Below are 11,234 nucleotides of genomic sequence, written 5' to 3'. Positions count from 1 at the left end.
CTTAGTAGTAGTCGCGGATCAGAACTTCAGCAATTTGTACGGCGTTTGTCGCTGCACCTTTGCGTACGTTATCAGCAACTACCCATAGGTTTACACCACTGTGATGACTAATATCATTGCGAATACGACCAACCATTACGTGGTCTTTGCCGCCTGCATCACGCACTTGTGTTGGGAAATCTTCACCGTGGAACACTTCGATGCCATCCGTTTGCTCAAGCAGGTTAACCACTTCTTGTGCATCGATTGGTGAACGAGTTTCAACATGTAATGCTTCTGCATGACCGTAAAATACCGGAACGCGTACACACGTTGGGTTTACAGTGATTGATGGGTCGTTAAAGATCTTTTGCGTCTCCCACACCATTTTCATTTCTTCTTTGGTGTAGCCGTTTTCCATCATCTGGTCGATTTGTGGAATACAGTTAAACGCGATCTGTTGAGAAAATTCTTTCTTGTCCGCAGGAAGACCATTCAGTAGTTTCGCAGTCTGACCTGCAAGCTCATCAATACCAGCTTTACCCGCACCAGACACTGATTGGTAAGTTGAAACGTTGATACGCTCAATACCAACAGCATCGTGAATAGGCTTTAGTGCCACTAACATCTGGATGGTTGAACAGTTCGGGTTCGCAATGATGTTACGGTTACGGAACTCAGCAATTGCTTCTGGGTTAACTTCTGGCACCACCAAAGGAATGTCGTATTCGTAGCGGAAATGAGACGTGTTGTCGATCACGATAACGCCTTCGTCTGCGGCAACTGGCGCCCATTTAGCAGACAACTCGCCACCAGCTGAAAACAACGCAATATGCGCTTGAGACCAATCAAACTCTTCTACGTTTTGAACGCGAATTGTTTTACCGTTGAAGCGGTAAGTCTTACCTTCACTGCGTTCACTTGCCAACAGGAAGATTTCGCCTACTGGGAATTTGCGCTCTTGAAGCACTTCCAAAATTGTTTCACCGACCGCGCCGGTCGCACCTAATACGGCAACATTGTATTGCTGGCTCATTGACTTACCTCAACCTGAAAACCTAGTTCTGCTAATGGTGCAAGATTGCATGTTTCGTTACCCACTAGCGTGACAGCGCTGTATTCGCGGCGATCCCAGTAGTTTTTACGCATCAGGTCAAAAGAGCCTGGCTTACTGATTTCGCGGCGGAAAAGAGCGTCATCTTTACGCACATCATAGATTAACTGCGTGATGTTGTGCAGCGTTGCTTCATCCCATGCTCTGTCCAATACCATTGTAGGAACAGGCGCGGTCGGCAGTAAATCGCTGGCATGCGCACGTAATTCGTTATTTAAGAACTCACAGTAGCTGTTGAAAATCATCGTCGTACCGCGAGCTTTCCCCTCCAGACCATAGCCTGCAACGTGAGGGGTTGCGAATGCTAGCAGAGGCAGAAGCTCCATATCAACCTCTGGTTCAAATTCAAATACATCTAATGCCGCCGTGAAGCCATCGTTTTTCATTAAACGTTGCTTCAATGCTTGGTTGTCCACAACAGGACCGCGTGCCGCATTGATAAGAATTTGATCGCAACGAAGACCATTTAACACCTTATCATCAATCAAATGATGCGTTGGGTGTAGGCCATCTTTGGTAATAGGTGTGTGCAGCGTGATGACGTCAGAACGTTCGATCAACTCTGCTAGCGGAGTAAAACTGCGAGAATCTCCCTCTTCTTGCTTGAATGGGTCGTTGATGAGCACGTTAATGCCCATGCCTTTCAAACATTTCTCAAGGTAGCTCCCCACTTGACCCGCACCGATGATGCCAACAGTTTTATCGAAAACAGAGAAGCCTTGCTGTTGGGAAAGTACCATCATGACGCTGAACGCATACTCAGCAACGCCGACTTTGTTACAGCCTGGTGCTGCGGTGAAGAAAATACCTTTCTCTTTTAGAAGCGCTTGGTCAACATGATCCATGCCCGCCGTCGCCGTGCCAACGAACTTCAGCTTATTTGCTTTGCTGATCAGTTCTGCGTTTACTTTGGTGACTGAGCGAATCATTAGCGCATCTACATCCACTAAATCATCGGCTGTCAGTGTACGACCAGGTTTTAGAATCACTTCACCGAGTTGGCTGAATAGCTCTTCAGCGTACGGCATATTTTCATCAACAATAATTTTCATAGCGCCAGCGTTTAACATCCATTTGTATGAGTTCGTTTATTCGCAAGATGCGAAGCTAAAGCGATTGTGCCCTTTTCTTGAAAAATCTCAACAACTATACCTAAGTGACTTTCAAAAGCAGGTTTCAGAAAAGAAAAAGCCCGGCTAAATTAGCCGGGCAAAGTTCCAGAACAAAAGGATCCTATCCCGCTCTCCTTGGGATAAAGTCTGCGTCTGTTCGATCAGTTAACCTGATCAAGCTCTGGAAACTGGTTTGTTGGTCGATTCACTCCACGAAGAGAATCACAGCCCAACAAATTCAGTTAGCTTTGGGTCGCTTATGCTTGGTACTTTTTGATTACCAATGTCGCGTTTGTACCACCAAAACCAAAGCTGTTTGACATAACTGTCGTCAGTTCAGCGTCACGAGCTTCCATCACGATGTCTAGACCTTGTGCTGCTTCATCCAAGTTAGAGATATTCACACTTGGAGCAATGAAGCCATTGTCTAGCATTAGCGTTGAGTAAATTGCTTCGTGAACACCAGCTGCACCTAGTGCGTGGCCAGTCATCGCTTTTGTCGCAGAGATTGCTGGGCTGTTGTTGCCGAATAGCTCTTGGATAGCGCCTAGCTCTTTCACGTCACCTACAGGAGTAGAAGTACCGTGCGTGTTGATGTAATCGATGCTATCAACGTCTTGCATTGCCATCTTCATACAACGGATTGCGCCTTCACCTGATGGTGCTACCATGTCGTAGCCATCAGAAGTCGCACCGTAACCTACGATCTCACCGTAGATTTTCGCGCCACGAGCTAATGCGTGCTCTAGTTCTTCGATAACTAGCATGCCGCCGCCACCAGAAATAACGAAACCATCACGATCAGCATCGTAAGTACGAGATGCTTTTTCTGGTGTTTCGTTGTACTTGGTAGATAGTGCGCCCATTGCATCAAACATCATCGTTTGAGACCAATCTAGCTCTTCACCACCACCTGCAAATACGATGTCTTGTTTGCCAAGTTGAATAAGCTCCATCGCGTGACCGATACAGTGTGCAGATGTTGCACAAGCTGAGCTCATTGAGTAGTTCACACCACGAATCTTAAATGGTGTTGCAAGACACGCTGATACTGTTGAAGACATAGTACGCGGCACCATGTATGGACCTACGCGTTTTACGCCTTTTGCACGCATCGTATCAGTTGCCACTGTTTGGTTTAATGCAGAAGCACCACCAGAACCAGCAACGATACCTGTACGATCGTTTGAAACTTGTTCTTCAGATAGACCAGCGTCTTCAATCGCCTGCTGCATTGATAGGTATGCATAAGCAGCCGCATCACCCATAAAGCGCATCTGCTTACGGTCAATAAATTCTGCTGGGTTGATTTTCAGATCACCCCATACCTGCGAACGCAGACCGTTTTCTTTAAACTGCTCAGACGCAGTGATGCCAGATTTGCCCGCTTTAAGAGACGCTAGAACTTCTTCGACGTTGTTACCGATACTTGAAACAATACCCATACCGGTGATTACGACTCGTTTCATTATGACATTCCTATAATTCAAAAATCCGCTAGATAATAACTAAGATAGTCAACAAAAGTGGTCAGCTTTCCCAGAAATTCGTACAATTGCCGAATTCTAACCGCGCCAAATCACATATTTGCACCATTATGACTTCGATTAAAAACGCAGAACTTGGTTGGAACGAAGCTGGTACACCGGTTTCTGACCAATTTGATGATGTTTATTTCTCCAACGTAAACGGTCTCGAAGAGACGCGTTACGTGTTCCTCAAACAAAATCATCTACCAGAAAGATGGCAGGAATTTGACCAAAGACGCTTTGTTATTGGCGAAACCGGATTTGGCACGGGGTTGAACTTCTTAGCCGTGTGGCAATGGTTTACCGAATTTCGTCGCGAATATCCAGAGGCAGCGTTAAAAGAATTGCATTTCGTTAGTTTTGAGAAGTACCCACTCAGCAAAGCTGATCTAGAAAAAGCACATCAATCTTGGCCAGAGTTGGCAGAATTTGCCGAAAAGCTGCAACAGCACTACCCAGCCGCAGTGCCTGAATGTCATCGCATTGTTTTAGAAGACGGAGCGATCACACTCGACCTTTGGTTTGGCGATATAAAAGACTGCATGCCGCTTGTTCCTTATGGGGAGCAAGGCTTGATTGATGCTTGGTTCTTAGACGGTTTTGCACCAAGCAAAAACCCAGAAATGTGGAACCAAAACCTATTCAACGGCATGGCAAAATTGGCAAAACAAGGCTGTACGGTCGCAACCTTTACGGCAGCAGGCTTTGTGCGTCGCGGCTTAAACGAAGCAGGCTTTTCAATGAAGAAAGTCAAAGGCTTCGGTACCAAACGCGAAATGATCGCGGGTTCGATGGAGCAGTGTGAAGCGCATTCAAACCACCAACCTTGGTTTAACCGCACTGCGTCGGCCAATCATGATTCCATCGCGATTATTGGTGGCGGCATCGCAAGCGCGGCTTTGGCTAAAACGCTGGTTCGCCGCGGTCAAAATGTCACGCTTTACTGCAAAGACGCTCAACCCGCAGAAGGCGCATCAGGCAACCGCCAAGGCGCAGTGTACCCATTATTAAATGGTCCCCACAAAGGCGTTTCTCGTGTGTTTGCTCCGGGCTTTTTGTTTGCCCGTCAGTTTGTTGACCAGGCTGCGCAAAATATCCAATTCGATCACGATTGGTGCGGCATCACTCAGTTAATGTGGGATGACAAATCTGCAGACAAGCTGGAAAAAATGCTTGCTGGCAATTTCACGCCAGAGTTAATTCATAAACTATCTGCTGAAGAGACCGCAGAGAAGATTGGCTTGCCGATCGATATGGCATCAGTTCATTACCCTCTTGGCGGTTGGTTATGCCCTGCAGAACTGACCCGTGGTTTGATTGCTCAACTGGAGAAAACAGAACTTTTTGAAGTGAAGTTCGAGCATCAAGTCGAGTCACTAACTTGGGATGAAGCGCGCCAACTATGGACATTGAAAGCAAACGGTCAAAGCTTTGAACACTCCACTGTAGTGGTTGCTAACGGCAGTGAATTCCAAACACTAAGCCAAACCGCGGATCTACCGATGGGTCAGGTAAAAGGTCAAGTTAGCCACGCACCAGCGACAGAAACCTTGTCTAAGCTGAAAACGGTACTGTGTTACGACGGTTACATGACGCCTGTTAACCCGAATAATCAGCACTTATGCATCGGTGCAAGCTACGACCGCAGCCACCTCGATTACGAGTTTGACGAGGAAGCACAAAAAGACAATGCAGAGAAATTGGTGAAGTGTTTGCCAAACCAAGCTTGGACGAAAGAAGTGGATACCTCTGGTAATTTATCACGCCAAGGCATTCGCTGTGTTAGCCGTGATCACCTGCCGTTTGTAGGTAACGTAGGTGACTTTGAAACCATCAAAACGCAATATGCGGATCTGCAAAATCAACAAGAACAAGACGTTGAAGCGATTCACCAGTTCCCTAACCTATTCTGTTTCCTTGGTTTAGGCTCTCGTGGTTTGAGTTCTGCGCCTCTAATGGCCGAAGTGTTGGCATCACAAATCTGTGGCGACCCATTACCACTGCCTGTAGATGTGCTGACTGAACTGCACCCTAGCCGTATGTGGGTAAGAAAGCTGCGTAAAGGTAAAGCGATTACTGAGTTGTAACCAGTTTCGAATGCGTAAAGAACCCCTCCTAGCCTCCCCTTAAAAAGGGGAGGAACAAGTTCTTAGCCCCCCACTTTAGTCCATCCATCTTTCCGAGAAGGAATCAAGGGCGCAGCTCTGAGAACAAATAACCACTCCTAGCCTCCCTTAAAAAGGGGAGGAACAAGTTCTTAACCCGCTTTAGTCCATCCATCTTTCCAAGAAGGAGTCAGGGGCTGCTCCGAAAACAAACTACCACTCCTAGCCTCCTCCTAAAAAGGGGAGGAACAAGTTCTTAACCCGCTTTAGTCCATCCATCTTTCAAAGAAGGAGTCAGGGGCTGCTCCGAAAACAAACTACCACTCCTAGCCTCATCTTAAAAAAGTGAGGAGCAAGTTATGAACTCCGCATTAATCCTCCCCCTGTCAAGGGCCAGTTCGAGGGGTTGCTCTGAAGACAAACTACTACCCCTAGCCTCATTTTAAAAAAGTGGAGGAGCAAGTTATGAACTCCGCATTCGTCCTCCCCCTTTCCAAGGGGGAGTTAGAGGGGGTTGCTCTGAAGACAAACTACCACTCCTAGCCTCATTTTAAAAAAGTGGAGGAGCAAGTTATGAACTCTGCATTCGTCCTCCCCCTTTCTAAGGGGGAGTTAGAGGGGGTTACAAGTTTTTTTAATTCAATGCCGCCACGGCCGCTCTCACCTGTTCTGCAATTTCAGCATTACGGAATTCTCCCGCTTCCAAATCAAAGTTATCGTAGAAGCTTGGAATAGATTGCGATGCTTTCACTTCAGCACCAAAGTAAGGTGCAGAGCCTGTCGCCGCAGCGAGTACCGTTTGTGCGCCACTAGGGCCAGGTGAAGTCGCTAAGTACACCGCTGGTTTATTTTGGAATACGTTGCGATCGATGCGTGTCGCCCAATCGAATAGATTCTTATACGCTGCTGGGTAAGAGCCGTTGTGCTCAGCAAAAGAAATCACCAAAGCGTCCGCGGTTGCGATATCAGCAAGAAACGCTTTTGCGCCTTCCGCCTGGCCGATTTCCTTCTCTTTGTCTTCACTGAACAAAGGAACATCGTAACTATTGAGGTCTAACACTTGAACTTCTGCACCTTCGACAAGGTTAGCAGCGTAAGTTGCAAGGGTTTTGTTGATAGAGGTAGAGCTAGTAGAAGCGCCGAATGCGATAACTTTCATGGTTGTAATCCTTTGTTCACGTTTTGTACTAACAAGAGTAAAAGGTGAACGAGTGTGCTACAACCACAAAAATTTTAAGGAGAGATTCGAAAATTTCGAAGGAGTTTATTTCAACTCTTTTTGCTTCAACCAGAAGCTTAGAGCAACCAGTCGAAGCATATATAACTGAATGAGACTTAAGCTTGCGCTTGAAGCTCTTGCCATAGATCACTCACGATCACGCGATCGGCTGGCGTTAGTTCTGAACGTGCTTCTTCAAGACTGTTTTCGATGCGAGATTTAAGCTCAGTCACATCGTTAATGCCTTCTTCTTCACACGCCGCAGCAGACAGAGAAATGTGACCACGCAAATAACCACCAGCAAACAGTTCATCATCCGATGCTGTTTCAATGCGAGCATCAATCAGTTCTAGTAGTTTTTCTTCAAATTCAATAATCATGGAGCTTCTCTGAGGTTATTTAACGATAAAGTCAGACGTTTCCAGCGGCTTGGTTTGGTAAAAGGCACGCAACGCATCCGATAGCATTTTCACGCGAGGCGGAAGACCGTTTTCTAGAATACCCATTACTTCATTGTGCACTTTGTGCATAAAACCAAGACGATCTGGTTCAAAATCGCCGTGTAGATTGTCACAACTGACGTTAAAAGGGAAGTCAGCACTTTTCGCTAGAATCCACTCGTAAGCTTGAGGGCGAATTTCAACTTTTTCGAACTCAGCTTGAACCTCTGCTGTACGACCATCAGGCTCGTACCAGTAACCAAAATCTTCCAACAAACGACGCTCTGGTCCTGCTACGCACCAATGGGCAATCTCGTGTAGCGCTGACGCATAAAAGCCACGAGCAAAAATAATCCGATGATGCGGATGTTCTTCATCTGCTGGTAAGTAAATTGGCTCATCGCCGCCTAGCTCTAACTCAGTGTTAAAAGGCTCAAGAAATGTGTCATTGAAAATAGCGATAAGGTCTTGATATTCGTGGTTCATCATCGATTCTGTACGTCAAATTGATATGCGGTGCGCATTGTCGCTGTTTTTCTTACACAGGTAAAGCCACACAACATGTTTGGTTATTAGCTGAGTTAATCTGAAAGTCGCTTTCTCCATACAATTTCTCATTCGTCACAGATCACATTTCCCACTACACTCACGCCTTATTTTTACGCTTAACGATGGCGACTTCAACGCCACTTGAAGCGAGATTCTTTTGGGTTTGAGCCTCTCCCCAAGGTTTAAATCTTGTTGGTAAGTTTTGCTGCTGTTTTCCTTAATCTCAAGGACCATGACAGAGCCCTTTTATTTGAGTGTCCCCTTATGCTGCTAAGTGTGTTGTACATCATTGGTATCACGGCTGAAGCCATGACTGGTGCATTAAGTGCCGGCCGAAGAAAAATGGATTGGTTTGGTGTTATGTTGGTAGCGAGTGCAACGGCTATTGGCGGCGGTACGGTGCGCGACATTCTTCTTGGCCACTACCCACTAGGTTGGGTGAAAAATCCCGAGTTTTTGGCAATCACTTGTGTAGCTGGTGTACTGACGACTGGCTTAGCGAAATGGGTGATTAAATTCAAAGGGCTATTTATCCGTTTGGATGCGCTGGGCTTGATCGTATTTAGCATCATCGGTACCAAGGTAGCGATTGGTATGGGCTTACACCCTGGCATTTGTATGGTGTCTGCACTAGTCACTGGTGTATTTGGCGGTCTGCTACGCGATTTGATTTGTCGTCAAACACCGCTTGTGTTGCATGAAGAGCTTTACGCCTCTGTGGCACTTATTGCATCGGGCTTGTACTTAGCTTTACTTGAGTTCAACGTACCTGACGTAACCGCGACGACTGTGACTCTGATTACTGGTTATATGCTGCGTATGGCTGCAGTACGCTTCAAATGGCGCTTACCTTCATTCCACTTGGAAACGGAAGGTTCAATTCACTAATTGAATGCGAAACCAATTGAAACCCCATTAAAAAGGCAGCTCATTGAGCAGCCTTTTGTATTTCTATCAAGTTGAGTTTCAAACTTAAATCTTTGGAGTCTCGGTTTGTACGCCATGGTTTTGACCACGATGACGTAGCAAGTGATCCATAACGACAATAGCCAGCATCGCTTCCGCGATAGGCACGGCGCGGATACCCACACATGGGTCATGACGACCTTTAGTGATCAACTGAGTTGGTTCACCTTCTTTAGTGATAGTCTCGCCTGGAACCGTAATGCTTGAGGTTGGCTTAAGCGCGATGTTTGCCACAATCTCTTGGCCGGTAGAGATACCGCCAAGAATGCCACCCGCGTGGTTGCTGCCGAAGCCTTCTGGAGAAAGCGTATCACGGTGCTCGCTGCCTTTTTGGTTTACCACATCAAAACCGTCGCCGATTTCCACGCCTTTCACCGCATTGATGCTCATTAGCGCATGCGCAATGTCTGCATCTAGACGATCAAATACAGGCTCACCAAGACCAACAGGCACGTTGGTTGCCACAACCTGAATTTTTGCGCCAATGGAGTCGCCTTCTTTTTTCAGGTCACGGATAAGTTGGTCAAACGCTTCTACTTTGTCTGCATCTGGGCAGAAGAACGCATTATTTTCGATTTCATTCCAATCCACTTTATCGATTGAAACGTCACCCATTTGCGACAAGTAAGCACGGATTTCTACACCGAACTCGTCTTTCAGGTATTTCTTAGCGATTGCACCAGCCGCCACACGCATTGCCGTTTCACGAGCAGACGAACGGCCGCCACCTCGATAATCGCGCACACCGTATTTTTGGTGGTAAGTGTAATCAGCATGTCCTGGACGGAACTTGTCTTTAATGTCTGAGTAGTCTTTAGAACGCTGGTCAGTGTTCTCAATCATCAAACCAATTGAAGTACCTGTAGTTTGACCTTCAAATACGCCAGAAAGAATTTTTACTTCGTCCGGTTCACGACGCTGTGTGGTGTAACGTGATGTGCCAGGACGGCGACGGTCGAGATCCGTTTGCAGATCTGCCTCAGTGATTTCCAAACCTGGAGGGCATCCGTCTACGATACATCCTAGTGCGATACCGTGACTTTCCCCGAATGTCGTCACTCGGAAATGTTGTCCGATACTGTTTCCTGCCATTACTTCCTCAAATTATTGTCGCCACGCTCGAACTGTGGGAGCGCAACTGCTTATCAATTCTTCGTGAATTCATAGTGGCGGTATTACGTTTTGATGTAAAGCCCGTTTTGGCGGAAAAAACAAATCAGCCTGAATTTTCAAGCTCACTGCGAAGCGGATAAAAAAACACCGAGCACTGGGCTCGGTGTTTTCATTGTTTGTTCGACTGGTTTGCTTAGACAGACTTAGTCTTTGTACAGTTTGAACTCTTCTGCACATTCAACTAACTGATCACGTGTTAGCATGAATACGCCGTGACCGCCGTTCTCGAACTCGACCCAAGTAAATGGGATCTGAGGGTACTGTTCCATCATGTGAACCATCGAGTTACCGACTTCACAAATAAGAATACCGTTTTCTGTTAGGTAGTCTGGAGCGTTGGCAAGAATACGACGAACCAGTTTTAGACCGTCAGTACCCGCGGCTAGACCTAGCTCAGGCTCGTGCGTGAACTCGTCTGGTAGGCTGTTCATGTCTTCTTCGTCCACGTAAGGTGGGTTAGACACGATCAGGTTGTACTTCTCTTTTGGCAGATCACGGAACAAATCTGAACGGATTGGGAACACTTGCTGCTCCATACCGTGATCTTGTACGTTTTGTTCAGCCACTTGTAGAGCGTCTGTAGAGATGTCGATCGCGTCGACTTCTGCTTCAGGGAAAGCGTGCGCACAAGCAATCGCGATACAGCCAGAACCCGTACATAGGTCCATGATGCGAGTTGGCTCTTCCACCAACCAAGGTTGGAATTCCGCTTGAATCAATTCACCGATTGGAGAACGTGGCACAAGTACACGCTCATCAACAAAGAACTCAAGACCGCAGAACCATGCTTTGTTCGTTAGGTATGCAGTTGGTGTACGCTCGTTGATGCGTTTTACTACGCGCTCAACAATACGTAGACGCTCGCTTGTCGTTAGGCGAGAGTTCAATACATGCGGAGGCACATCAATCGGCAAGTATAATGTCGGCAGGATAAGCTGAACCGCTTCATCCCACGCATTATCAGTACCATGACCGTAAAACAAGTTAGCGGCGTTAAAGCGGCTGACCGTCCAACGAATCATATCTTGAAGGGTATGCAGTTCCGATA

10 protein-coding genes are annotated in these 11,234 nt (G+C 46.7%); 2 read left to right on the top strand and 8 right to left on the bottom strand.

Annotated elements, in window-relative coordinates; all coding sequences use genetic code 11:
* Position 1: 1 nt before the first annotated feature.
* The 3 genes from VJL_RS13835 to fabB all read right to left on the bottom strand — a co-directional run bounded on the left by VJL_RS13835 (position 2) and on the right by fabB (position 3,674).
* The gene (locus VJL_RS13835; protein WP_038878778.1) at positions 2-1,015 is read right to left on the bottom strand and encodes an aspartate-semialdehyde dehydrogenase; all 1,014 of its coding nucleotides are present in this window, start codon (positions 1,013-1,015) and stop codon (positions 2-4) included.
* Positions 1,012-2,145 (bottom strand): 4-phosphoerythronate dehydrogenase, encoded by a 1,134-nt coding sequence (locus VJL_RS13830; protein WP_038878786.1) that lies wholly within the window; start codon positions 2,143-2,145, stop codon positions 1,012-1,014. The genes VJL_RS13835 and VJL_RS13830 overlap by 4 nt, the downstream gene beginning before the upstream one ends.
* 317 nt (positions 2,146-2,462) lie before the next feature.
* On the bottom strand, positions 2,463-3,674 hold the full coding sequence (gene fabB, locus VJL_RS13825; RefSeq protein ID WP_038878775.1) for a beta-ketoacyl-ACP synthase I: 1,212 nt from the start codon (positions 3,672-3,674) through the stop codon (positions 2,463-2,465).
* Positions 3,675-3,802: 128 nt separating this feature from the next.
* Between fabB and mnmC the strand changes: the two genes are divergently transcribed.
* Positions 3,803-5,821 carry a bifunctional tRNA (5-methylaminomethyl-2-thiouridine)(34)-methyltransferase MnmC2/FAD-dependent 5-carboxymethylaminomethyl-2-thiouridine(34) oxidoreductase MnmC1 gene (gene mnmC, locus VJL_RS13820; RefSeq protein ID WP_038878774.1) on the top strand — a complete coding sequence of 673 codons (2,019 nt, stop codon included), beginning with the start codon at positions 3,803-3,805 and terminating at the stop codon, positions 5,819-5,821.
* A gap of 652 nt (positions 5,822-6,473) precedes the next feature.
* Here mnmC and VJL_RS13815 read toward each other — a convergent pair.
* The 3 genes from VJL_RS13815 to VJL_RS13805 form a co-directional block, all read right to left on the bottom strand.
* Positions 6,474-6,998, bottom strand: coding sequence for an NADPH-dependent FMN reductase (locus tag VJL_RS13815; RefSeq protein WP_038878772.1), 525 nt, complete (start codon positions 6,996-6,998; stop codon positions 6,474-6,476).
* Between the two features lie 176 nt (positions 6,999-7,174).
* Entirely contained in the window at positions 7,175-7,438 is a 264-nt protein-coding gene (locus VJL_RS13810; protein ID WP_005433127.1) for a YfcL family protein, read from the bottom strand.
* Positions 7,439-7,453: 15 nt separating this feature from the next.
* Complete coding sequence (locus tag VJL_RS13805; RefSeq protein WP_038878770.1) at positions 7,454-7,984, bottom strand: elongation factor P hydroxylase; 531 nt, start codon at positions 7,982-7,984, stop codon at positions 7,454-7,456.
* A 327-nt stretch (positions 7,985-8,311) separates the two neighbouring features.
* Here VJL_RS13805 and VJL_RS13800 point away from each other — a divergent pair, with 327 nt between their 5' ends.
* Entirely contained in the window at positions 8,312-8,935 is a 624-nt protein-coding gene (locus VJL_RS13800) for a trimeric intracellular cation channel family protein (protein WP_038878768.1), read from the top strand.
* Positions 8,936-9,019: 84 nt separating this feature from the next.
* Here VJL_RS13800 and aroC read toward each other — a convergent pair whose 3' ends face one another.
* Positions 9,020-10,105: a chorismate synthase gene (aroC, locus tag VJL_RS13795; protein WP_005433120.1), complete on the bottom strand. Its 1,086-nt coding sequence runs from the start codon at positions 10,103-10,105 to the stop codon at positions 9,020-9,022.
* Positions 10,106-10,329: 224 nt separating this feature from the next.
* Positions 10,330-11,234 (bottom strand): 50S ribosomal protein L3 N(5)-glutamine methyltransferase (gene prmB / locus VJL_RS13790; protein WP_038878766.1); only part of this gene is annotated, 905 nt, incomplete at its 5' end.

This window comes from Vibrio jasicida CAIM 1864 = LMG 25398 (assembly GCF_000400365.1).
Taxonomy (GTDB): Bacteria; Pseudomonadota; Gammaproteobacteria; order Enterobacterales; family Vibrionaceae; genus Vibrio; species Vibrio jasicida.
This window is presented reverse-complemented; position numbering and strand designations above follow the sequence as displayed.

Coding starts and splice junctions, on each gene's coding strand:
- VJL_RS13835 (WP_038878778.1), bottom strand. CDS start 1,015: ATGAGCCAGCAATACAATGTTGCCGTATTAGGTGCGACCGGCGCGGTC.
- VJL_RS13830 (WP_038878786.1), bottom strand. CDS start 2,145: ATGAAAATTATTGTTGATGAAAATATGCCGTACGCTGAAGAGCTATTC.
- fabB (WP_038878775.1), bottom strand. CDS start 3,674: ATGAAACGAGTCGTAATCACCGGTATGGGTATTGTTTCAAGTATCGGT.
- mnmC (WP_038878774.1), top strand. CDS start 3,803: ATGACTTCGATTAAAAACGCAGAACTTGGTTGGAACGAAGCTGGTACA.
- VJL_RS13815 (WP_038878772.1), bottom strand. CDS start 6,998: ATGAAAGTTATCGCATTCGGCGCTTCTACTAGCTCTACCTCTATCAAC.
- VJL_RS13810 (WP_005433127.1), bottom strand. CDS start 7,438: ATGATTATTGAATTTGAAGAAAAACTACTAGAACTGATTGATGCTCGC.
- VJL_RS13805 (WP_038878770.1), bottom strand. CDS start 7,984: ATGAACCACGAATATCAAGACCTTATCGCTATTTTCAATGACACATTT.
- VJL_RS13800 (WP_038878768.1), top strand. CDS start 8,312: ATGCTGCTAAGTGTGTTGTACATCATTGGTATCACGGCTGAAGCCATG.
- aroC (WP_005433120.1), bottom strand. CDS start 10,105: ATGGCAGGAAACAGTATCGGACAACATTTCCGAGTGACGACATTCGGG.